General features: G+C 53.7%; 20 protein-coding genes and 1 tRNA gene. 13 read left to right on the plus strand and 8 right to left on the minus strand.

The window, feature by feature from the left end:
* Positions 1 to 101: 101 nt before the first annotated feature.
* From HV832_RS12595 to mutM, 6 genes are all read right to left on the minus strand, one after another.
* A complete protein-coding gene (locus HV832_RS12595; protein WP_176804190.1) occupies positions 102 to 1,265 on the minus strand; it encodes an ABC transporter permease in 1,164 nt (387 codons plus the stop codon).
* The gene (locus HV832_RS12600) at positions 1,265 to 2,095 is read right to left on the minus strand and encodes an ABC transporter ATP-binding protein (RefSeq protein ID WP_176804191.1); all 831 of its coding nucleotides are present in this window, start codon (positions 2,093 to 2,095) and stop codon (positions 1,265 to 1,267) included. The genes HV832_RS12595 and HV832_RS12600 overlap by 1 nt, the downstream gene beginning before the upstream one ends.
* The gene (locus tag HV832_RS12605; RefSeq protein WP_176804192.1) at positions 2,092 to 3,597 is read right to left on the minus strand and encodes an alpha/beta hydrolase; all 1,506 of its coding nucleotides are present in this window, start codon (positions 3,595 to 3,597) and stop codon (positions 2,092 to 2,094) included. The genes HV832_RS12600 and HV832_RS12605 overlap by 4 nt, the downstream gene beginning before the upstream one ends.
* Before the next feature lie 186 nt (positions 3,598 to 3,783).
* Positions 3,784 to 4,950, minus strand: a complete 1,167-nt coding sequence (gene mutY, locus HV832_RS12610) for an A/G-specific adenine glycosylase (RefSeq protein ID WP_176804193.1) — start codon at positions 4,948 to 4,950, stop codon at positions 3,784 to 3,786.
* A 44-nt stretch (positions 4,951 to 4,994) separates the two neighbouring features.
* Complete coding sequence (locus tag HV832_RS12615) at positions 4,995 to 6,932, minus strand: dynamin family protein (RefSeq protein ID WP_176804194.1); 1,938 nt, start codon at positions 6,930 to 6,932, stop codon at positions 4,995 to 4,997.
* Positions 6,933 to 7,046: 114 nt separating this feature from the next.
* Positions 7,047 to 7,868: a bifunctional DNA-formamidopyrimidine glycosylase/DNA-(apurinic or apyrimidinic site) lyase gene (gene mutM / locus HV832_RS12620; RefSeq protein ID WP_176804195.1), complete on the minus strand. Its 822-nt coding sequence runs from the start codon at positions 7,866 to 7,868 to the stop codon at positions 7,047 to 7,049.
* Between the two features lie 217 nt (positions 7,869 to 8,085).
* On the opposite strand from mutM, the gene HV832_RS12625 reads away from it, so the two are divergent.
* The 7 genes from HV832_RS12625 to ggt all read left to right on the plus strand — a co-directional run bounded on the left by HV832_RS12625 (position 8,086) and on the right by ggt (position 15,365).
* Positions 8,086 to 9,948: a tetratricopeptide repeat protein gene (locus HV832_RS12625; RefSeq protein WP_176804196.1), complete on the plus strand. Its 1,863-nt coding sequence runs from the start codon at positions 8,086 to 8,088 to the stop codon at positions 9,946 to 9,948.
* 78 nt (positions 9,949 to 10,026) lie between these two features.
* Complete coding sequence (gene lolB, locus HV832_RS12630) at positions 10,027 to 10,683, plus strand: lipoprotein insertase outer membrane protein LolB (RefSeq protein WP_176804197.1); 657 nt, start codon at positions 10,027 to 10,029, stop codon at positions 10,681 to 10,683.
* On the plus strand, positions 10,680 to 11,549 hold the full coding sequence (gene ispE, locus HV832_RS12635) for a 4-(cytidine 5'-diphospho)-2-C-methyl-D-erythritol kinase (protein WP_176804198.1): 870 nt from the start codon (positions 10,680 to 10,682) through the stop codon (positions 11,547 to 11,549). The genes lolB and ispE overlap by 4 nt, the downstream gene beginning before the upstream one ends.
* 53 nt (positions 11,550 to 11,602) lie before the next feature.
* Positions 11,603 to 11,679, plus strand: a tRNA-Gln gene (locus tag HV832_RS12640).
* Between the two features lie 121 nt (positions 11,680 to 11,800).
* The gene (locus HV832_RS12645) at positions 11,801 to 12,763 is read left to right on the plus strand and encodes a ribose-phosphate pyrophosphokinase (RefSeq protein ID WP_176804199.1); all 963 of its coding nucleotides are present in this window, start codon (positions 11,801 to 11,803) and stop codon (positions 12,761 to 12,763) included.
* 112 nt (positions 12,764 to 12,875) lie between these two features.
* Positions 12,876 to 13,469 carry a 50S ribosomal protein L25/general stress protein Ctc gene (locus HV832_RS12650; protein WP_176804200.1) on the plus strand — a complete coding sequence of 198 codons (594 nt, stop codon included), beginning with the start codon at positions 12,876 to 12,878 and terminating at the stop codon, positions 13,467 to 13,469.
* A 156-nt stretch (positions 13,470 to 13,625) separates the two neighbouring features.
* A complete protein-coding gene (gene ggt / locus HV832_RS12655) occupies positions 13,626 to 15,365 on the plus strand; it encodes a gamma-glutamyltransferase (protein WP_176804201.1) in 1,740 nt (579 codons plus the stop codon).
* Positions 15,366 to 15,479: 114 nt separating this feature from the next.
* On the opposite strand, the gene HV832_RS12660 is transcribed toward ggt, so the two are convergent.
* Entirely contained in the window at positions 15,480 to 16,091 is a 612-nt protein-coding gene (locus tag HV832_RS12660) for a 5-formyltetrahydrofolate cyclo-ligase (RefSeq protein WP_223827269.1), read from the minus strand.
* A gap of 34 nt (positions 16,092 to 16,125) precedes the next feature.
* Between HV832_RS12660 and HV832_RS12665 the strand changes: the two genes are divergently transcribed.
* The 4 genes from HV832_RS12665 to HV832_RS12680 all read left to right on the plus strand — a co-directional run bounded on the left by HV832_RS12665 (position 16,126) and on the right by HV832_RS12680 (position 20,818).
* Entirely contained in the window at positions 16,126 to 18,108 is a 1,983-nt protein-coding gene (locus HV832_RS12665; protein ID WP_176804202.1) for a lytic transglycosylase domain-containing protein, read from the plus strand.
* Complete coding sequence (locus HV832_RS12670; RefSeq protein ID WP_176804203.1) at positions 18,095 to 18,808, plus strand: glutathione S-transferase family protein; 714 nt, start codon at positions 18,095 to 18,097, stop codon at positions 18,806 to 18,808. The genes HV832_RS12665 and HV832_RS12670 overlap by 14 nt, the downstream gene beginning before the upstream one ends.
* A gap of 3 nt (positions 18,809 to 18,811) precedes the next feature.
* Complete coding sequence (locus HV832_RS12675) at positions 18,812 to 20,044, plus strand: multifunctional CCA addition/repair protein (protein WP_176804204.1); 1,233 nt, start codon at positions 18,812 to 18,814, stop codon at positions 20,042 to 20,044.
* A gap of 96 nt (positions 20,045 to 20,140) precedes the next feature.
* Positions 20,141 to 20,818, plus strand: a complete 678-nt coding sequence (locus tag HV832_RS12680) for a GNAT family N-acetyltransferase (RefSeq protein ID WP_176804205.1) — start codon at positions 20,141 to 20,143, stop codon at positions 20,816 to 20,818.
* Positions 20,819 to 20,830: 12 nt separating this feature from the next.
* Here HV832_RS12680 and HV832_RS12685 read toward each other — a convergent pair whose 3' ends face one another.
* Entirely contained in the window at positions 20,831 to 21,334 is a 504-nt protein-coding gene (locus HV832_RS12685) for an Lrp/AsnC family transcriptional regulator (protein WP_176804206.1), read from the minus strand.
* Positions 21,335 to 21,532: 198 nt separating this feature from the next.
* Here HV832_RS12685 and hppD point away from each other — a divergent pair, with 198 nt between their 5' ends.
* Complete coding sequence (gene hppD, locus HV832_RS12690; protein WP_176804207.1) at positions 21,533 to 22,648, plus strand: 4-hydroxyphenylpyruvate dioxygenase; 1,116 nt, start codon at positions 21,533 to 21,535, stop codon at positions 22,646 to 22,648.
* Between the two features lie 82 nt (positions 22,649 to 22,730).
* Complete coding sequence (gene phhA, locus HV832_RS12695) at positions 22,731 to 23,609, plus strand: phenylalanine 4-monooxygenase (RefSeq protein WP_176804208.1); 879 nt, start codon at positions 22,731 to 22,733, stop codon at positions 23,607 to 23,609.
* Positions 23,610 to 23,756 lie beyond the last annotated feature (147 nt).

Consider the following 23,756-nt stretch of genomic DNA (forward strand, 5'->3'; position numbering starts at 1 on the left):
TCCATCAGTACCGTGATCAGGTATCTGAAAGAATGGCACTTGACCTGTGGTAAAAATTTGTACCGACAGCACCGGTCAGCCAAGACCGGGTAACGTCACCTTCAGGACATCACCACCTGACGCATTTTCTGCGCGATATAGGTCAGGCAAATCAGCGTGATGGCCAGACAAATCACAGAGGCGATGCCGAGCGATGCCGGACTGAGCAATTCGCCTTTCAGCACCTGATTCATCATCTGATTCTGCGCCAGTACCGGCACCCAGCGGAACCACGCAGGTTCGCGCCCGGGGAACGCAATCGGGATCAGGGACACAAACGGGATGAACATGGTCACGATCTGATTTCTGACCTGAGCCTCTTTATAGCTCTTGCAATCCAGCGCCACCGCGACCTGCAGCGCCGCCATGCTGGCAGCCAGCGGCAGTAAAATCAGCAGGAATGCCATGGCATCACGGATGCCAAACTGAAATTCGGCCCGCAAGGTATCGTTTTTAATCAGCCACTGCGAAGGAAAAAAACTGAAAATCGTCAGCATCACCACACCCATGCCGACCAGCGCGACCGCACTCCATTTGCCGATCGTCAGCTGCCAGCCGCTGACCGGATTCATCATCAGCGGCTCAAGCGAGCCGCGTTCCCGCTCGCCGGCGGTAGTATCAATCGCTGCATACATGCCACCGATCACAATTGCCATCAGCACCATCATCGGCAGCATTTCAGTAATGGATGCCTTGCGCTGATCGGGCTTTTGCAAATGCCGCTCTTTGATATCAATCAGCTGTAGCAGCTCGGCCGACACGCCCCGCATTGTCAGCTCCATCACTGCCGTTTCCTGCGTGTAGGCTTCCAGCAGCCGCTTCAGCGGGCGCAGACCAAACTCTGCCGGCCGGTTATTGGTGTCGTAGGCGACTTCGAGCGTGACTTTTTCACCGTGCTGCAGTTTGCGCTCGAAATCAGTCGGCACCAGCAGTACCGGTTGATCCAGTTCCTTGCTGCGGGATTTGGCCTCATAGTCAGCCGGAGCTGCCTTAACCTGATAACCCTGCCGCAAGATGAAATTTTCCAGCCGCGGCGCATACTCCATGCCAACGGCGAGTACTGTCCGTTTTTCTTCCTGGGATTCAACCTGGGACAGCACGATTGAGAAAATCAGTAACATCAATGGCACACCCAGCAAAGAGCTGATCAGTGCCGTCATCAGGGTGCGCCGGTCGCGCAGCGCATCCTTGATCTCTTTCCGGAAAATACTGAGTATCGCATGCATCAGTTCACCTCTCTCATGGTCGGATCTGTCTGTAAAAACGCCAGCTTGACAAAAGCATCTTCAAAATTAGTTTGCTGCGCCTGCTGCAGCAATTCATCCACTGAACCACGCGCCACATTTTTTCCCTGAGCGACAATCACAACCTCGTCACACAACCGCTCCACTTCCTGCATGATGTGTGTTGAGACCACGATGCATTTGCCGCCACCGTCCGGTGAGCGCAGCCAGCGCAGGAATTCCCGCAACGCTCTGGTAGCCACCACATCCAGTCCATTGGTAGGCTCATCCAGAATGATATTTTTCGGATCATGCACCAAGGCTCTGGCCAGAGCCGTTTTCATTCTTTCTCCCTGGCTGAAACCATCAGTACGGCGATCCAGCAAGGCCGACATGCCGAGCCAGTGCGCCAGCTGATCCGTTCTCTGCGCGACCTGCGCGGCAGACATGCCATGCAGTAATCCGTAATAAGCAATATTTTCCCGGGCCGTCAGCCGCGGATACAGGCCACGCGCATCGGACAGCACACCCATCTGCGACTGGGTGGAGGAAGTTCCGGCGACGACAGGCACACCATCAACGATGATCCCTCCCTGATCCGGCTGCAACAGCGCAGCGATCATGCGCAATGTGGTGGTCTTACCGGCGCCATTCGCACCGAGTAGCCCGGTAATGGCGCCATCTTCAGCGCGGAAACTGACGCCATTGACCGCAGACACCACTTCCGTTTTTTTCTTCAGCACACCGAGCATTCTGGCGATATCGCGCCAGTCTTTTGCGGCTGGTTTTCCGGTACGGACAAACTGCTTGTGGAGATCATTCACGATAATCATGACCGTCCTCCTGCCTGATTGATGGATGACGCTGGGATACCGTTGCGCTCCTGAGTCGTTACCTGGGAACCTGCCTCCGGTTTGAGGGCTGGCTGCAAAGGCTGCCATGCCAGCGGCCGCGGAATCTGCCGTACGCAGCTGATATCAGTTTTGAGCGCCTCGGCATCTTCCCTGGCGCTCAGGAAACGGTTGACCACCTCGCGGACACACCCTTGTGCCAGCAAACCGTGTCCGGCATGATCCACGGTCACATGCAATGCCTGTGGTCCCAACGCTTGCGCTACGGCCTTGCCGTGACGTATCGGCGTCACCGGATCAATGCCGCCGCTCAGTAACAGCACTGGTACGCGGGCCGGCGGTATCGTGAAAAAATCCGGCGGAATAGCGGCACGCGGCCAGTTTTTACACACGCTCTGATACTGGCTGTTCATCAGTTTTTCAAATTCGTCACGCGGTGCAGGTAAAGGCCGGGCAAACATTTCAGAACACCATACAGAAAAATGCATGCCGTAGTTAATGCCTGCCGGACCGGGCGCATTGGTCGCACCGCTGAGCGTTACCAGCGGCTGGTAATTTCCCTGACTCGCCTGCGTCAACGCATATGGCAAAGCTGAAACGCTGACCGGGGAATATAACGTTTTGTGCACCATTCCCAGCAAAATATCGTGTGACATACGGAAGCTGAATGGTGTTCCCAGGCGTGGATGCGTCACGCTGACCTGTCTGGGCGCCATCGCCAGCAATTGCTGCCAGCGGGCTGCCAGATCAGGATAAGCAGCGTGGCAGCCAGGTTCTTTCTGGCAATCCTGAAACAGACCATCCAATGCCGCCTGTGCATCTTCGGCAGGCAAATTCATCTCCGGCGGCACCACGCCGTCGAGCACCAGCCGTTTGACGGAATCCGGAAACTGGCGCAGATATTCCAGTCCAACCCGGGTACCGTACGATGCGCCAACCAGATTGATACGTCCGTATCCTTGCGTCTGGCGCACCGCCTCCAGATCCTGCACAGCAATACTGGTGCTGTAAAAACGCAGGTCTCCATGTGGCAGGGTTTGCAGCCGGTTCAGACAGATGGCTGATTTTTTGAGTAATTGCTCGTCCTCATCCACATCTTCGCTGCGTTCAAGTTCCGGACAAGACAATGAAGCGCTGCGGCCCGTGCCGCGCTGATCAACAAACACCAGGTCGCGCCGCTTGTTCAGGCGCCCCAGAATCGTCTGTCCAAAACCGGCAAGACTGACTGCACTTTGTCCAGGCCCGCCTGCCAGTAAAAAAACGGCGTCATGCAGTTTGTTTTTATCCTGCGACGGCAACACCATATAATGGACATCAATTTTCTTCCCGGCCGGGTCAGCCGGATTCAGAGGTCGCTGCACGACGCCGCAACGCAGTTCCTGAGGAAAGTCCGGCACACGACAGGGACTGGTTTCAGCGCTGGCATACAGCGACGTGATCCCGATCAGCCCCCCTATGAGTCCGCGCAAAACATCGGTTCGCAAAATAGTCTCCTGAATGATTTTCGAGAAACGTAGTGTAAAGCCAACAATGATAAAAGTGTCATGTCTCCGATGAAACGGCAACAGATGCGATAAAGACAGGAATTTCGCGACGGAGTGCATCTTCATGAAGAGCAGCCAGCCCAATTCCCGGCCAGCAAAAGCAGCACGGGTTTGCTCCGGCGGCATTCAGAATAGCAAGGGTTGCGTCAGCGATTGCAGCAGGGTTTTGACTGGTGCAGGTAAGGCTGCCTGGTCAGCGCGGTCGAGCGGCAGCCAGATTTCTGCATCTTGCCCGACACCCGCAACGCGCTGCTCAAGTTGCGCCAGCACCGGCTGGATATGCAGGCGGAAATGGGTGAAAACATGCTGTAGGGGCGGCAGCAGCTGTACGCTGCGGGCCGCACCAAACCTGGCTATCCACGCATGCAGCTCTGGCGTCAGTAAGTCGCGCTCTGGCGTTGCGGTTCGCTGCGACGTATCCTGCTCAGGCGTCAGCGGCTGCATGCCATCCAGTTCGGGTAGCGACAGCAATCCGCCCCAGATACCGCTATCCGGTCGCCGTTCCAGTAAGACACTGCCTTCATGCAACAGGATCAGCATCACAGCCTGTTTCTGCCTTTGCTGTTTTTTTGGTTTGCGCACCGGCAGCTCCGCCACGCGGTTCTGCGCAAACGCCACGCAGCGCTGTTGCAGCGGACAATACGCGCAGTCCGGCTTGCTACGGGTGCAGACAGTGGCTCCCAGATCCATCAGCCCCTGGGTATATGCTTCAATACCCTGCGCAGGCAGCAGGGCAACGGCGCGCTGCCACATGACATCCTCAACTGGTTTGCTGCCCGGATAACCGTTTATGCCAAAAACACGGGCAAACACCCGCTTCACATTGCCATCGAGAATAGCAGCCACCGTACCGTAGGCAAATGCCGTAATCGCTGCGGCAGTTGAGCGGCCAATACCCGGCAATTCTGCAAGATGCGCCGGATCAGCGGGAAACTGCCCCTGATACTGTTCCACCACCTGTTTTGCGCAACGGTGCAGATTGCGGGCCCGGGTGTAATAACCCAGTCCGCTCCAGTGTTCCATGACCAGTTCGACCGGCGCGCTGGCCAGATCAAAAACAGTTGGAAAACGCTGCAAAAATTTCTGGTAATACGGAATCACCGCGCTCACCTGCGTCTGTTGCAGCATGATTTCTGAGAGCCAGATACGGTAAGCGTCGCGGCTTTGCTGCCACGGCAGCTTGTGCCGTCCGTGTTGTCGCTGCCAGTCGATGACCGAAGCTGAAAAAGCAGGGTCACGCAATGAAGAATGCGATGCATGGGCGGCCGCAGCCACCGGGGTACGGAGTATCATGAAATATCGTTGCAGTGAGTTACAGCCAGCGCGCCGCCATCGGTTCAGGCAGCGGCTTTCAAAGCAGACAAATCCGCATGCAGCGCGCCGTGAAGCTGCTGTTCCAGTTGCTGCAAGGTCTGTTTCTGCGCTTCGACGTCTGTCTGCATAGACTCGAAGGAAGCAATCTTATCTTCCAGACTGTCGGTTGCCACGTGAATCCGTTGTATCGACTGCATCCGGTTTTTCAGCTGATTTTTATGCTCGCGTATCTGCGCTTCCAAAGGCGTCATCACCACTTTCTGCCAGGCTTCAACATCTTTGTTTGCCTGTAAGAAGTTCTGCTTGACCCGCGCTGCAACGGAATCAAAAAATTTGCGCATGAGGGCAACCCGGGTATTCGTCATCATCGTCGCAGCATTGAACTGCTTATGATAGACGACCTCGATTGCATCGAGCTCCTTGATATATTTTTCCAGAGAGAAGGGCATCGGTGCCGACAACGCCAGTCCATGTTCAGTGGAGAATTTCCGGTACATCACCACCATCATTTCGGAAATCTCGTCGGTTTTTTTATTCGATGTCAGCAAGTTCAGCCTGACTTGGGCAAAGAAATGTTTGATCGAATCGAGCAACCCCAGAGACAGGTAACTCTTTTCCATCGACTCGCGTGTTTTGCGGATTTCTTCGCGCAAAATATCCATACCGAGACTGGTATAGACTTCCATCGATAGTCGGGTAAATACAGCCCGCGTGCCCTGCATACGGATCAGGCTGGCATCGAATTCTTTTTTCTCTGCGTCGACACGTTTCATCATGTGCTCGATCACATTCATATTTTTTCCACGCAGGCTTTTGAGCTCCAGCAACTGCTCAACCACATTCCGGCTGCGCGCCGACATCACGGCATGCTGGGCGGTCGTGATTTCCTGAATCTCAGATTCAAGCTGTGCGCGAATGATATCTTGTTTAGCCGGGATCAATTCCCGCGACAGGGAATACTCCAACGGCGGCAGACGGCTGCGTGCCAGCAATGGCGCATCCTTATTAATTTTCGCAACCAGGCCTTTTTGCGCAGAAACCGGGAAAATCTGTTTTGCATCGATCGAAAGTGTGTGTGCCACAGTGGCAACCTGACGTTCGAGCTGCTGCTCGATTTCTTCGGAGGTGCGCAACTCATCCCACATGCTGTCAATTTTATTCAGCACCACCATGCGGCCCGGTCCGCTGCCGATGTGGTTGCGCCAGACATCAATATCGCTCTTGGTCACGCCGGTATCTGCGGCAAGGATAAACAGCACGGCATGTGCATTCGGAATCAGGTTCAGCGTCAGCTCCGGCTCGGTTCCGATCGCATTCAGTCCCGGGGTATCAACGATGATGAGACCTTCTTTCAGCAAGGGATGCGGGAAATTCACAATCGCATGACGCCACTGTGAAATTTCGACCAGGCCATCGTCATCGATTTCCAACGCAGCATCAGGATCTTCTTCGTCAAACAAGCCATATTGCTTGGCCACTTCCACGGTCACCTTCTTGGTCAGACTCACCTGCTTGAAGGCTTCCAGCATACCATCGCCGGAACTGATATTGAGCGGCAATACCTGCCATACATGGCTCTGGCCTTTGTATTCGCTGGTTGACTGCGCTTCAGAACGGGTTTCGATCGGCAGCAGACGGATGCATGGCGGAATCGTGTCGTCATACAATAATTCGGTCGGACACATCGTGGTGCGCCCCGCAGACGATGGCAGGATGCGCTGGCCATAATCTGCGAAGAAAATAGCATTGATGAGTTCTGATTTACCGCGTGAAAATTCAGCGACAAAGGCAATCGATAATTTGTCATCCACCAGCAGTTCCAGCAGGCGCGCCAGACGCTGATCAGTGGTGGGGTCAGCCATGTCTGATCCGCTTATCCAGGCACGGTATTGCGTCAGCGCCCGGGCGACTCCCTTGCGCCATTCGCTGTACTCTTGGAATTTTTGAACCAGATTGCTCATATTTCCCTCAGTTAATCTTTCTTATTCATTCAAGTATATATGGATGAACAGGAAAATACGCATAAAATGTGTTTTGACCAACAAAACCAGTACGGATTTAAAAGAGAATGCAGTCTATTTCTGACAATGCGGGCAATAAAAAGTGCTGCGCTGTCCCTGCCGGATCTGCCTGACCGGATGCCCACACAGGCGGCAAGGCGCTTCAGCCCGGTCATAAACGAAGTAAGTTTGCTGGAAGTAGCCGCTTTGCCCATCCACCCCGGTAAAATCTTTCAGCGTACTACCACCCTGCCGGATCGCCTCTGTCAACGTGTCCTGGATTGCCGGCACCAGCAAGCGGTAACGTGCGAGGCTGATTTTATTGGCCGGTGTTTCAGGATGGATTCTGGCTTTAAACAGGCTCTCCGACGCATAGATATTCCCGACGCCCACCACAATATCCCCCGCGAGCAATACCTGCTTGATACTGGCGCTCCGTTTGCGCGTCTGACGGTGCAGCAAACCGGCATCAAATCCCGGCTCCAGCGGTTCCACCCCCAGCTGACGCAACAACGGATGCCCGTCAATGTCGCCCGAACTGGCATCATGCCAGAGCAAGGCGCCAAAACGGCGCGGATCCGTCATGCGCAGCGCCGTCTCCCCCATCACGATGTCGATATGTTCATGTTTGCGCACCGGGGTTGCAGCCGGCAACACGCGCAGATGACCCGACATCCCCAGGTGAATCAGCACGGTGCCATGTGTAAAATGCAGCAACAGATATTTTCCCCGTCGCCCGGCTGACTGCACAAACTGCCCCCGCAGCAGCAGCGGCAGATCCGGCGGAAAAGGCCAGCGCAATCCTTCCCGGCGCATGATCACGTCGGTCACACGCTGTCCCGTCAGGTAAGGTTCAACGCCGCGCCGCGTCACTTCGACTTCTGGTAATTCAGGCATGGTCAGCTCAAACAGAAAAATAAATCATTCGGTTCAGGGATAAAAACAGCAGAAACCCAGTCATAGCCAAGGTTGATGAAATATCCGGAAAAACACCGGAACCAGACTCTCTGTGCTTTGACACCATACAATTTGACACACGGGACAGTGCGCCGGTATCCCACGTGTCACTCAGTTCAGCGTAAAATCAATCATCCCTTGTTCATACGGATCTGTCTTGAAAACTTTTTCTGCCACTGTTTTTACCTCGTCTATTGTATCTGCACTCGTATCTGCATTCCGCCCGGCCATTCTGCTTGGCGGCGCTGCTCTGCTGTCAGCCTGTGCCGGGCTGGGTGGCGGGCATACCTTGCAATCGGAAGACGCACATCATGCCAGAGATGCGGCTCAGGCGGCCTTGTCGGCAGAAAAAGATCTGAACGGTCAATCGTCGCCGATCATCGACAGCCGCGACAAGCTGCCGTCGATAGCGCTGACCGATGAATTATTTTACAAAATCCTGACGGCTGAAATTGCCTATCAGCGCGGCAGCTGGCAAGCAGCTTATGTCACCCTGATGAGCACTGCCCAGAAAACCGGCGACCCGCGGCTTGCCAAGCGTTCGGCAGAAATTGCACTGAGTGTGAAACAGCCGGGCGAAGCCTTGTCTGCGATACGCCTGTGGCGCGAGCTGGCACCGCATTCCAATGAGGCCACCCAGTATTACCTCGGTTTCATGGTGATGAACAATAATCTGGCGGAAATTCAGAAAGTCTTTTCGGAAAAACTCACCGAGGCTGAACCTAAACAATACGGCGTGATCATGTTGCAGGCGCAGCGCCTGCTGTCGCGCGCCCGGGATAAAAACGCTGCTTTTGATGTGCTGGAAGAAATTCTGACCCCGTATAAAACATTACCAGAAGCCCATCTGGCGCTGGCGCAGGGCGCCTACAGCAAAGGAGATAATCCGCGTGCGGTCAAAGAAGCACAGCAAGTTCTGACCGTCCAGAGCGATTCCCAACTCGCAATTCTGACCATTGCCCAGGCCTCCTCCCAACCGGAAGCACTGAAGGCGCTGAATGCATTCATCTCGAAAAATCCGAAAGCACGCGACGTCCGGCTGGCCTATGCCAGTATCCTGATCGATCAGAAGCAGTTTGATAAAGCCACCACAGAATTTGAGCACCTGCTCAAGGAAAAACCAGAAGACCTGAGCACGCTGTACACCCTTGGCGTGCTGGCGATGGAAAGAAATAAATGGCAGGAGGCAGAAGACTATTTCACACGCCATCTGAAAATTTCTACGGAAAAATCCGAAGAACCGGATACCACGCCTGTTCTGCTGAACCTGTCCCGCATCGCCTTTGAGCGCAAGGATTATCCGACAGCACAAGACTGGCTGGCCAAAGTGGAATCTCAGGATGGACGTAACCCCTCCTGGTTCAATGTGCAGATGCGGCGCGCCCACCTGTACGCAAAAATGGGCAAACTGGTGGAAGGTCTGCAGTTTCTGAAAAATTTAAAACCCACCAATGAAAGCGAACAGTTGCAGATCATCCAGACCGAAGCGCAAATCCTGCGCGATAACGGGCAGCCGGAACAGGCATTGCAGGTTCTCCAGGACGGCAATAAAGCGCATCCGGATAATACCGACCTGCTGTATGACTACGCGATGCTGCTGGAGTCTCAGAGTCAGTACGCCGAGATGGAAACCGCATTACGGCGCATTATCACGCTCGCGCCCAACAGCCAGCATGCCTACAATGCTTTGGGTTACTCCTTCGCAGACCGGAATATACAGCTGGAGGAAGCGCTGGCTTTAATCACAAAGGCTGATCAACTGGCACCGGATGATCCGTTTATTCTCGACAGCCTGGGCTGGGTCAAATTCCGTATGAAGCAATTTGAGGAGGCCGAAAAAGCGCTGCGTCACGCCTACGAACTACGCCCGGACGCAGACATTGCAGCACATTACGGCGAACTGCTGTGGACCATGGGACACAAAGACGCTGCACGTAAAATCTGGCGTGAAGGGCGAACCAAAGATCCCGGCAACAGTTCTCTGAAAAGTACCCTGGAACGCCTGAATATCAAGCTGTAAACAGATGCGCCCCGGATGCAATATCCGTCCGGGATCTATGTTCACCGTTTTTCAGCTTATCAAAAATCCAGGCACACCATGTCCAGATCCCACTCTCTGTCAAAGATTACCGGCACCCTTGCGCTTTACTGCTGCGCCTTCCTTGGCAGCGGCTGCACCACCCAGGCCCCTTTGCAAACATCGGCCGCGCGCGCCACTTCCAGCGCCAACGCCGCAGAAACGCCAGCGCGGTTGTATCAGAACCAAATTCAGTTGAGCGGAAAAATATCGGTTCGCTACGAACAAAATGGCAAACCGCAAAATCTGACCGGGAATTTTGAATGGCATCAGCAGGATGAAAACTTAGAAATATTACTCTCATCTCCCTTGGGCCAGACACTGGCCAGAATTACCCAGAACAAACAGGGCGCACTGCTGGAACAGGATGGAAAAATACCACGCCAGGCCAGCGACCTGGACCAGCTGATCAGCGATACATTGCACTGGCCATTACCGGTATCCGGCCTGCGCGACTGGCTGCAAGGCTTTGTCCGGACCAAGGATGGCCATCCGCTTGCCTTGCTGCCGACAGACCAGACAATGGAAGCCGATGGCTGGAAAATTCGCTACGCCAGCTGGCACCAGAGCCCCGTTCAGCCCAGACGCATGGATCTGAGCCGCTACAGTCAGACCGCCGGTGAAGTCAGCCTGAGCATTTACCTTGAACCATATTTTGACCCGCTTCAGAACCCATGAGCTCCACTTTGATGCACTGCCCGGCGCCAGCCAAGCTGAATCTGTTTTTACACGTCACAGGAAGACGTGCAGATGGCTATCACCTGCTTCAGACTGCGTTTCAACTGATTGACCGGTCGGACATGCTGGATTTTGAAAGCCGCACCGATGGAAAGATCGTGCGTTCCAACGATATTCCTGATGTTCCCGCCGCAAGCGATCTGATCGTCCGCGCAGCGCAGTTACTGCAGCAAGCGACAGGGTGCCCGTCCGGTGTTAATCTGACCTTGCACAAAATATTACCGATGGGCGGCGGTCTGGGCGGCGGTTCCTCGGATGCGGCCACGACCCTCATGGCACTGAATCATCTTTGGCGCACCGGCCTGAGCCGCCAGCAGCTGATGGAACTCGGCCTGCAGCTGGGTGCTGACGTCCCTTTTTTCATCTTCGGTGAAAATGCTTTTGCCGAAGGCGTGGGCGAAAAACTGCAGTCCATTCAAACGCCGGAATGCTGGTTTGTCGTGATTGAACCCGGTGTGCACATCCCGACACCGGCAATATTTTCCGCAAAAGAGTTGACAAGAGACACCAAGCCAGTCAGAATAGCGGACTTTTCCAGCAACGCAGAAATGCACTGGAAAAATGATCTGCAAACAGTTGCCTGCGCACTCTTTCCAGAAGTTGAAAACGCCGTACGATGGCTGTCTCAGTTTGGAAACGCGAAGATGACCGGTTCAGGATCCTGCGTATTCTGCGCATTCCCGGATGAAGCCAGCGCTTCACGGGTAATCATGCAGATACCTGATCGCTGGACTGCATGGAAGGCAAAAAGTTTAATTCGTCATCCGATGACAGAATTACTGCAGAAGGAAAATTTGGTTTGCTGACAATTTAGCGCTAAAATAGCGGTCTATTCTGAGCAGCAGATAAACGGTTGTGTAGGGGAATCGCCAAGCTGGTTAAGGCACCGGATTTTGATTCCGGCATGCGAAGGTTCGAATCCTTCTTCCCCTGCCATTAAATTTAAAGCCGCCGCATGACAGTGCGGCGGCTTTTCAGTTTTTGTCTTTGATTTTTTTGCAAAAAGTCTATGCAAAATAATCAGATCTTCCAAAAAATTCAGCCGATAGGTTCTGCCATGGCAAACGCGCGCGTCAATGACAACATGATGGTCTTCACTGGCAATGCAAATCCTGCATTGGCAGCCGGGGTGGTCAAACAATTGGGGATACCACTAGGCAAAGCGGACGTCTCGAAATTTTCTGACGGCGAAGTCGCTGTCGAGATCAATGAAAACGTCCGCGGCAAAGATATTTTCGTGCTGCAATCCACCTGTGCTCCGACCAATGACAATCTGATGGAAATCATGCTGATGGTCGATGCGCTGAAACGTGCCTCTGCCGGCCGCATTACCGCTGCCATCCCCTACTTTGGTTATGCCCGCCAGGATCGCCGTCCGCGTTCAGCACGCGTTGCGATTTCGGCCAAAGTCGTCGCGAATATGCTGGAAGAAGCAGGCGTTGATCGTGTGCTGATCATGGATCTGCACGCCGATCAGATTCAGGGTTTTTTTGATATTCCGGTTGATAATATTTACGCATCCCCGATTTTGCTGGGTGATCTGGTTTCTAAAAATTACGAGGATCTGCTGGTTGTCTCTCCTGACGTCGGCGGTGTGGTGCGCGCACGTGCACTGGCCAAACGTCTTGGCTGCGATCTGGCCATCATTGATAAGCGCCGCCCGAAAGCCAACGTATCCGAAGTCATGAACATCATCGGTGAAGTCGATGGCCGTAACTGCGTGATCATGGATGACATGGTTGATACTGCGGGTACGCTGACGAAAGCCGCTGAAGTGCTGAAAGAGCGTGGCGCAAAAAAAGTGCTGGCTTATTGCACGCACCCGGTTTTGTCCGGCCCTGCAATTCAGCGCATTTCCCAGTCGCCGCTGGATGAACTGGTCGTGACCGATACCATCCCGCTGTCTGATGCCGCCAACGCATGCAGCAAAATCCGTCAACTGTCCTGTGACAGCCTGCTGGCTGAGACCTTCCGCCGGATCACCAAGGGTGAATCCGTGATGTCTTTGTTCACTGACTGATTGAGCGGCAAGTTTTCCGTCTTCCGGTGAATCACCGGGAGACTTTTGATGTGCCCCTGGTCGCGGGGGTGCAAAACCGCAGGTTCATTCTTGCATTTTTTGGAGTAACACCATGAAAGTTATCGCATTTGCACGCAAAGAACAGGGGACCGGAGCGAGCCGCCGCCTGCGCAATGCTGGCCAGACACCTGGCATCATCTACGGCGGCACAGAAGCCCCGGTAGCAATCAGCCTGGATCACAATGCGCTGTACCACGCATTGAAAAAAGAAGCATTCCACTCTTCCATTCTTGATCTGGAAGTTGATGGCAAATCTGAGAAAGTCCTGCTGCGCGACTTCCAGGTTCACGCGTACAAGCAACTGGTTCTGCATGCTGATTTCCAGCGCGTTGACCCAAACAAGAAGATTCACGTTAAAGTGCCTCTGCACTTCGTGAACGCTGATGCTTCTCCTGCAGTCAAACTGGCATCCGCTGTCATCAGCCACGTTGCTGTTGAACTGGACGTATCCTGCCTGCCAGCAGACCTGCCTGAGTTCGTTGAAGTTGACCTGTCCAAACTGGAAGCTGGTCAGTCTATCCACGTATCTCAGTTACCATTGCCAAAAGGTGTTACAGCTGTTGTGCATGGTGATGACGCAACAGTGGCAATCGCCGTTGTTCCAGCAGGTGCAACCGCTGCCGAAGCGCAAGCTGAAGCAAAATAATTGCATCGGTACTGCCTGAGCGCCTGAGCCTCACGTTCAGGCTCCCCGGGTCAGTCATCAAAAGCCATCCTCCGGGGTGGCTTTTTGTTTTTTCAAAGAACACCGTGCATGATGAGATTGTTTACAATGCGGAATTGATGCCACATCGGAGAAACCATGCTGCTGAAAAACAAACATCCCTTGCTGATGACCGTGTTGTGCGTCCTGATATTCGGCGCCTCATCAGTACAGGCGCAGATTGCACCAAATATCCAGTACGACACCAGTTATCCCATCATCAGTCCGGTTCACAGTCAGCACGGTATGGTTTCCAGCGAACATGCGCTGGCAAGCGAAGCAGGACTAGCGATGCTGCAACGGGGTGGCAATGCGGTGGATGCGGCCGTTGCCACCGGCTTTGCGCTTGCCGTAGTCTTACCCAATGCCGGCAATATCGGGGGTGGTGGTTTTATGCTGATTCACGATGCAGGATCAGGGCAGGATGTTGCACTCGATTTCCGCGAAAGCGCACCCGCCCTGGCACACCGGGATATGTACCTGGATGCAGGTGGTAATGTCATTCCGGACAGCTCGACCTTCAGTCATCTGGCAATTGGCATTCCCGGCACGGTCGCAGGCTTGGAGCTGGCGCTGCGCAAATACGGCACACTGCCGTTGAAAGACGTGATGGCACCGGCAATCCGTTATGCCGAGCAGGGGTTCGAGGTAAGCCCGCATCTGGCGGCGATGCTGCAGACGGAGCAAAAACATCTGGGACAGTGGCCATCGAGCAAAGCGATTTTCTTTAAAAACGGGCAACCATTGCGCAGCGGTGACAGGCTGATACAAAAAGATCTGGCACATTCCCTGCGGCTGATCGCGACACAGGGGAGTAAAGCCTTCTACGAGGGCGAGATTGCACAGAAAATCGCGGCAGAAATGCAGCAGCATCACGGCATGATCTCTTTACAGGATCTGAAAGACTACAAAGCTATTGAGCGCCAGCCCGTTCGCGGAAGCTACCGCGGCTACGAAATCATCTCCATGCCGCCCCCCAGTTCCGGAGGTGTGCATATCATTCAGATGCTCAATATGCTGGAACACTATCCGCTGCGCGAACAGGGCGTCAACAGTGCGCAAACCCTGCACCAGATGAGCGAAGTGATGAAACTCGCTTATGCGGACCGTTCCGAATATCTGGGAGACCCGGCTTTTTATCAGGTACCGGTCAGAGGGCTGACCTCCAAAGTCTATGCCGACCAGCTGATTCAAACAATCAATCCCGAACATGCCATGCCATCGGCGGCAATCCGTCCCGGCAAACCGCAGCCATACGAAAGCGATCAGACCACGCACTACAGTGTAGCTGACCAGAAAGGCAACGTCGTGGCAACGACTTACACCCTGAATCTGAATTTCGGCAGCGGGATTGTCGCCAGCGGTACCGGCATTTTGCTGAATAATGAAATGGATGATTTTTCGGTCAAGTCAGGTGTCCCGAATGCCTTTGGCCTGGTCGGCGGGGAAGCCAACTCCGTCCGTGCCGGAAAACGACCTTTAAGTTCGATGTCGCCCACCATCGTGCTGAAACAAGGCAAACCTTTTCTGGTGACCGGCAGTCCGGGCGGCAGCCGGATTATCACCACCACCCTGCAGACCATCCTGAACGTCGTGGACCATGGCATGAATGTCGCTGAAGCCGCACTGACGCCACGCGTCCATCAGCAATGGATGCCAGATCAACTGCGTTACGAAAAGGGGATCAGCATCGACACCCTGCGCATACTGGAGCAAAAAGGGCAGCATCTGGTTGCCAGCCCGGTCATGGGAAAAACCCAGACCATACAAATTTCAGCCGAGGGCTTTGACGGTTTTTCCGACCCGAGAAATCCGGATGGCAAGGCAATCGGTTACTGAGATTCTTTAGACGGTCAAGGCAGACGGAACGATCGATATCGCCAGCAGGATACCGGTGGCAGTAAACAAAATTTCTGATACGCCGGCATCCGGCAGCATTGGCAGTCCGACAGATCAGGACTGATGGCCAGTACCAGTATCCTCCTGATATTCCGTCAGTATCCATTGCATCGGAATATCATGCTCTCCCGGCAAAAAATCGGCCTGCGCACAGTGATAAGCTACACCCAGTGCCCGGATCGAAGGAAACGCTGCCAGCGTACGGTCATAAAATCCACCGCCATATCCGAGTCGGTAAGCATCTGCATTAAAACCGACGCAAGGCACCAGCACTATCTCTGGCATCAGTAAATCCGTGCGCTGCGCCGGTAATGGAATGCCGTACCTGTCGAGTTCCATCGCATCACCGGGCTGCCAGGCCAGAAACTGCAATGGTGCATCCGTCTGCACCACCCAGGGAAGTGCCAGCGATATCCCCATCGACACCAGTTGCGGATAACAGGTCCGTAAATCCGGCTCAGCCTGAATCGGCCAATAAACCGCCAGGCTGGATGGTTGCTGCTGACGGCACCAGTCCAACAGTTTTTGCATCAGCACAGCATCCCATTGTTGCCGCAACGAAGGTGCAGTCTGACACCGCTGTTGCAGCAGCAGGCGGCGCAATGCGTTGCGTTCACCAGAGGCTTTCATCACTGGCAGGTGTTCGGTAGGAGATGGCTGTGTCATACTGTCAGCTATAGTTTCTGATAACGATGCAAAGATGTTTCTGAAAAAAAACTTAATCAATCTTAGCCTGGTGATCTTAGCAGGTTTTGGCATACTGTCAGGCGCGGCCGCTGCAACACCTAAAAAGGGATTCATCACGGACGATGACCACTTCATGGCCTTGCGCGATGCTGGTTTGCACGATGATCCCGCGAACGCAGAACAACACGCGGCGGCGCTGGCGAATTACGATATTCCCTCCTACGTCGATTATTATCGTATCCGCTCACATCTGTACCGGGCTTCCAATGCCGAAATCCGCGACTTTATCAACCGCTATGACGGCAGCGCGATTGCCGACCGAATGCGGAACGACTGGCTGTTGCTGTTAGCGAAACGCGGCGAGTGGGATCTGTTCGATCAGCAATATCCATTGTTTGTGGTGGCCGACGACAATCAGTTACGCTGCTACGCCCTGCTATCTAAAGCAAGCCGTCAGCAAAATGTCGCCAGTGACGCCAAAAATCTGCTGAATACTCCGCGTGATTATGGCGAAGGATGCTATGCGCTGGTTAGCTATTTGTATGCCAACAAGCAATTGAGCCAGGACGATTTATGGGTGCAAATGCGCATGGCGGCAGAAAATAATTCTCTGCCGCTGACATTGCGTTTAGGAAAATTACTGGAGCTGAATGAAAAACGTCTGACCGAAACATTCGACAAACCTGCACACCTGCTGAAAAAAGCGCCGGACAATACGCGCACGGCCAGGGAATTATATGTGCTGGCATTGGGACGTATGGCCAGAACCGACACAGAAGATGCCGCGGAAAAACTGTCCCGCTTCGGCGCACGCTTGAATGACAGTGAGCGCGCCAATGCATGGGCGCTGATTGCGCTCCAGTCCGCCCTCAAACTGGAGCCTGATGCGCTCGGTTACTGGGCCCGCACCGGTAATGCCACGCTCTCCAGTGAAGCTCTGCAATGGCGGGTCAGAACCGCCTTGCGTGAAGGCGACTGGAAACTGGTAAAAAATGCGATTGCACAGCTCCCGCCCAGATTGCGTAATGAGCCTGCATGGCTATACTGGTATGGCCGTGCATTAAAAGCCGAAGGAAAAACCGAAGAAGCCCGACAGATTTTCAGCAGCATCACCGATCAGATACATTTCTACGGACAACTGGCGCTGGAAGAAAATGGCCAGAAGATCGGTGTGCCGGTATCGGTCAGGCCAGTCACGGCGGAAGAACTGTCTGCCATTGAAAAAAACCAGAATCTGCAGCGCGCCCTGCGTTTTTACGCGATGAATCTGCGGCTGGAAGGCACCCGCGAATGGAATTGGGAATTGCGCAAAATGAACGAACGTCAGCATATCGTCGCTGCAGAGCTGGCACGCAAGAACAATCTGCTCGACCGTATGGTGAATACCTCCGACCGCACCCGGGAAGAAATGGATTTCAGCCAGCGTTTTCCGACACCGTTTAATGACAGCATGTACAAGACCACGCAGGCATTAGGGCTCGATATGGCATGGGTATATGGCCTCATCCGCCAGGAATCCCGCTTTATCATGACCGCACGATCGCATGTCGGCGCATCGGGGCTGATGCAGATCATGCCTGCGACTGCGCGTTACGTGGCAAAAAAAATGGGGTTGGGAAATTTTGTTCCGGAACAGGTTAATGACGTCGAGACCAATATCGCGCTCGGCACCAATTATCTGAACATGGTCCTGACCGACCTGGGTGGTTCGCAGGCACTGGCATCCGCTGCTTACAATGCCGGGCCGGGACGGCCACGTGCCTGGCGCGCCAAACTGACGCATCCCGTGGAAGGCGCCATTTTTACAGAAACCATTCCATTCAATGAGACACGTAATTATGTAAAGAACGTCCTGTCGAACGCGACTTATTACGCTGCGTTGTTTGAGAAAAAACCACAGTCACTGAAAGCCCGTCTGGGTACGGTCGTACCAAAAGGCATGTCCGCCAGTGATGCCGAAATACCTGACGAATCGAGCGCCAATGCAAGATACTGAAATCCATCCGGCACTCGCCGCATTGTTACGCGAGCATCGCTCGCATCTGCTGCTGGTGATCGGAAATAAAAATTACTCTTCCTGGTCCATGCGTCCGTGGGTTGTCATGAAGGCATTTGGTATTCCGTTTGAAGAAGTCCGCATTCCCTTAGGACAGCCAGATACCACATCCCGGATTACCGCGTACTCTGCAGCCGGCAAAGTACCGATTCTGGTTGCTGACGACATTACGGTCTGGGATTCCATGGCTATCTGCGAATTTCTGGCAGACCAGTTCTCAATCCTGAATCTGTGGCCGGAAGACATCGCAGCCCGCGCCCATGCACGCAGCATCTGTGCGGAAATGCACTCCGGCTTCTCCTCGTTACGCTTTGATATGCCAATGAATATCCGCGCTGAATTGCATGGAAAAGGTAAGACACTGGGCGCCCAGGCAGACATAGGCCGCATCAGTGAAATCTGGGAAGACTGCCTGACCCGTTTTGGACCGAATGGCTTTCTGTTTGGTGACTTTTCGATTGCCGATGCCTACTTTGCCCCGGTTGTCATGCGTTTCCGCACCTACGGCGTATCACTGGCACCGGCGCTGCAGGCTTATGCAGATCGCGTCTGCGCTCACCCAGCAGTCGCGCAATGGATGCAGGAGGCCACGGCGGAAACCGAGAGTGTGCCGTGGCATGATGCAAGATCTGAAGGCTGAGCGATGAGTCGCACCTATGTCGTCGGCGGCGCGGTCAGGGACTCTCTGCTGGGATTACCGGTACAGGACAAGGATTATGTCGTCGTCGGCAGCTCACCGGAACAGATGCTGGCACAGGGTTTCCTGCCGGTCGGCAAAGATTTTCCGGTATTTCTGCACCCCAAAACACATGAAGAATACGCTCTTGCCCGCACCGAAAGAAAAACAGCTGCAGGCTATAAAGGCTTTGTTTTCCACACTGATCCACAGGTCACGCTTGAGCAGGACCTGATACGGCGCGATCTGACGGTCAACGCCATCGCCCAGGATCAGGATGGTGTCCTGACTGATCCGTTCGGCGGTCAGGCCGACTTGCAGCAACGCCTGTTTCGCCATGTTTCTCCAGCCTTTGCCGAAGACCCGGTGCGGATACTGCGCGTGGCACGCTTTGCTGCCCGCTTCTCCGTTGAACCATATGCATTTTCGGTCGCACCGGAAACCGTGTGCCTGATGCGGGAAATGGTCGAAGCCGGCGAAGTGGATGCACTGGTGCCGGAACGGATCTGGCAGGAACTGTCGCGTGGCCTGATGGAAATCAAACCGTCACGCATGTTTGAAGTCTTGCGTGAATGTGGCGCTCTGCGACGCATCCTGCCCGAGCTGGATGCCCTGTGGGGGGTACCTCAACCAGCAAAATATCATCCGGAAATCGATACCGGTGTGCATGTGATGCTCGCCATCGACTACGCGGCTGCGCAAGGTTACTCCCTGCCAATCCGGTTTGCCGCCCTGCTGCATGATCTCGGTAAAGGCGTAACGCCACCCGCCCTGTGGCCGGCGCATCATGGACATGAAGAACACAGCGCCAGACTGGTGAATCAGGTCTGCCTGCGCCTGAAAGCGCCGTCAGAATGCCGCGATCTGGCTTACATGACCGCACGTGATCACGGCAATATCGGCAGGGCACCCGAGATGCGGGCATCAACGTTGGTCGATCTGCTGAGTCGGAATGACGCATTCCGCAAACCCCAGCGCTTTCTGGATATGCTGACAGCAACAGAATGCGATTGTTTTGGGCGTACCGGACTGGATCATATCCGCTTCCCGCAAGCAGCGTATCTGAAACAAATCCTGGCTGCAATGCAACATATTGATGCCGGAGCAATCGCCCGCCATTATCAGGACCATCCGCAGCGCATTCCGGAAGCCATCAGGGAAGCCAGGATTCTTGCGGCGCAACAAATGAAAGCGGACTGATCTGATTACAGAGGAAATGTTTTCTGGAATAATCGGCCAACATCGCCTACAATGGGATTGTGCACTGCACCAATTTACTTGCAGCAAGGACACATCATGAATCCTGCCGATATCTTTCCGACCAGTTTCAACTCCCATTCGCATGCGAAGCCGACGGTTTACGTCAAAGAATTGTCAGAAAAAGACCGGCACAGGATATTAAGACACTTTCTTGCGCTGGAAGAAAGTGACCGTTTATTACGCTTCGGCACCTATTTGCCGGATGCCATGATAGAAAAATACGTGGAAGGCCTCGACTTCTCCCGTGATAAGGTGTTCGGCGTCATGAGTCATCATTTCCGCCTGGTCGGCGTCGGGCATCTGGCCTTTGCGCCTCGCAGCGAAAAAGATGAAGCCACCGACAAGGATACGGTGGCCGAATTCGGTGTTTCAGTTTCCAAAGATGCCCGCGGCAAAGGTGTGGGCGCCAAACTGTTTGAACGCGGCGCGATCCATTGCCGCAATGCCGATGTCGATACCCTGTACATGCACTGTCTGTCCTCCAACCAGACCATGATTCACATCGCAAAAAAAGCAGGCATGGAAATTCACCGTGAATACGGCGAAGCGGATGCTTACCTGAAGCTGCTTCCTGCCGATGCAGTCAGCGTCCTGAAAGAAGCTGTCCAGGAACAGGTCGCGGCAATCGACTACACCATCAAAGCCAATGCACGAGCGGCAGCCAAATGGCTACGGCATTTGCCCGGCGTGAGTGATATCGGCAAAAACAAATAGACCGTGCCAGCGCTAAGCCATACCCAGCACGGGTAATGCCGTGGTGTCCTTGATCTGCTGTAAAGCAAAGCTGGATTTGACATCCAGCACCGCCGGGTGACGCAACAGCGTTTCCATCATGAATCGGGAGAAATGATCCATATCTTCCACATGCACCCGCAGCAGGTAATCCATTTCCCCGGTCATCGCATAACAGGCCATGACTTCCGGCCATTGTCCGACAGACGCCGAAAAATCTTCCCGCGGAGAGCGCGACACCCCTTTCACCGGCTGATCGCTGTGCTTTTCCAGCCGAACATTGACGTAAGCCAGCAATCCCAGTCCGATTTTTGCCGGCTCCAGCAGGGCGACATACTGGCGGATCACGCCAGTTTCTTCCAGCCGTTTAATGCGACGCAGACAGGGCGAGGGAGAGAGGCTGATCCGTTCCGCAATTTCCTGATTCGTCAGCCGCCCATCTGCCTGCAAGATCGAGAGTATCTTCCGGTCGATTTTATCCAACACAACAGAAGCCATAATTAACCTAAAATTTTAAATTAAACGCAATATTATTGCGCAAATTAAATCATCATTGGCTTATTTTGGAATTTAATCGCGCAAGGTGCGGACTATACTGTGAGTTTGATCTGCATCAAATCAACCACAGATAAAAATGCGCGGGCAACATTGAGCTGGTTTGAACAGATTTTTCATGATTTCACACAGGAGACAGGCATGACTTTCCAGACTTGGGAAAACCCGATGGGTACTGATGGTTTTGAGTTTATCGAATACGCTGCACCTGATCCGAAAGCGATGGGCGAATTATTCATCAGCATGGGTTTTACGGCGATTGCCAGACACCGTACCAAGGATGTGACACTGTACCGCCAAGGTGGCGTGAACTTCATCATCAACGCCGAGCCGGATTCTTTTGCCCAGAAATTCGCCCGCAAACACGGTCCTTGCGTCTGCGCATTTGCGTTCCGCGTCAAGGATGCCAATGCTGCCTACAAACGCGCGCTCGAACTCGGCGCCTGGGGCTTCGATAACAAAACCGGTCCGATGGAACTGAATATTCCTGCCATCAAAGGCATCGGTGATTCGCTGATTTATTTCGTTGACCGCTGGCATGGTAAAGACGGCGCAGAAGCCGGCGCGATCGGCAATATCAGCATCTACGATGCCGATTTCGTGGCGATTCCCGGCGTCGCATCCAACCCGGTCGGCAACGGTCTGACCTACATCGATCACCTGACGCATAACGTGCATCGGGGCCGCATGAAAGAATGGGCAGATTTCTATGAAACCCTGTTCAATTTCCGAGAAATCCGTTACTTCGATATCGCTGGAAAACACACTGGATTGAAGTCGAAAGCAATGACTTCGCCTTGCGGCAAAATCCGCATTCCGATCAACGAATCATCCGATGATAAATCCCAGATCGCCGAATATCTCGACCTGTATCACGGTGAAGGCGTGCAGCATATCGCGATGGGCACGGACAATGTCTACAAAACGATCAGCGACATGAAAGCCGCCGGCGTGGTATTCCAGGACACGATAGAAACTTATTACGATCTGGTCGACCGCCGTCTGCCGGGGCATGGTGAAAACCTCGAGGAACTGCGCAAATTGCGCATCCTGATCGATGGTAAGAGCACAGAAACTTCGCGCGAATTGCTGTTGCAGATTTTCACTACGACCGTCATCGGTCCGATTTTCTTTGAAATCATTCAGCGTAAAGGCGATCAGGGCTTTGGCGAAGGTAATTTCCGCGCCCTGTTTGAATCGATCGAACTCGATCAGATTCGCCGTGGCGTGCTGAAAGACGACAAAACACCAGCCTGATACGGAAAGCAGACAGGTAACGGAGACAAACCAAAAGGCTGACTGACTATGTCGGCCTTTTCTTATCACAGCAAAGAAAAAAATGGATACCTCAGTCAGCAATGAAGATTTCCTGGCGACCGTCGCTGAGAAATCGCACGGCGCCGCCTTGCGTGGCGACTATGAACATGCGGATGCGCAATATGTCGTCCAGCAGAACTGGGCAGAATACAGCGAAGCCGAACATGATCTCTGGCGCAGATTGTACCAGCGGCAAATGGCACTGCTCCCGGGGCGTGCCTGTGATGAATTCATCGATGCCTTGCATAAGATGGATGCCGCCGCAGGCATTCCGGAATTTGAAAAAACTTCGGCAGAATTATTTGCCACAACCGGATGGAAAATCGTCGCGGTGCCAGGACTCATTCCGGAGCTGACATTTTTCGAACATCTCGCCAACCGTCGCTTCCCGGTCACGGTCTGGCTGCGCAAACCTGAAGAATTCAACTACATTGTGGAACCCGACGTGTTCCACGATTTCTTCGGTCACGTCCCGATGCTGTTTAATCCGGTCTTTGCCGATTATATGCAGCGTTATGGTCAGGGCGGACTCAAGGCCATGAAACTGGGTGGACTGGATCAGTTGGCCCGTCTTTATTGGTACACGGTGGAATTCGGGCTCATCAATACGCCGCAGGGAATGCGTATTTACGGCGCAGGTATTTTGTCTTCCGGCGGCGAAGTCGAATATTGTCTGACTCCCGGTACCACTTCACGCCATATCCATTTACAAATAGAGCGCTGCCTGAACACCTTGTACAAAATCGATACTTATCAGGAAACCTATTTCGTCATTCAGAATTTTCAGGAACTGTTTGACGGCACAGCGCCAGACTTCGCGCCGTATTATGAAAGGCTCAAATCCGCAGAACCATTTCCTGCCAACGCGCTGCTGCCTCAGGAAACAGAACTACTGCCCTGATCCCCTCCTTGATCTGCGTCTGCCGCATCACAAATCAGGCACATGGACATCATATCCATGTGCTTTTTATTTTATTTTCACGGTTCAGGTCGGCTGATGATTAATCTGATTTTTCCAATCTTGAGCAACTCTGGATTGTCTCTTCAT

It is taken from the genome of Cognatundibacterium oligocarboniphilum (assembly GCF_013377855.1).
GTDB classification, from domain to species: domain Bacteria; phylum Pseudomonadota; class Gammaproteobacteria; order Burkholderiales; family Burkholderiaceae_D; genus Undibacterium; species Undibacterium oligocarboniphilum.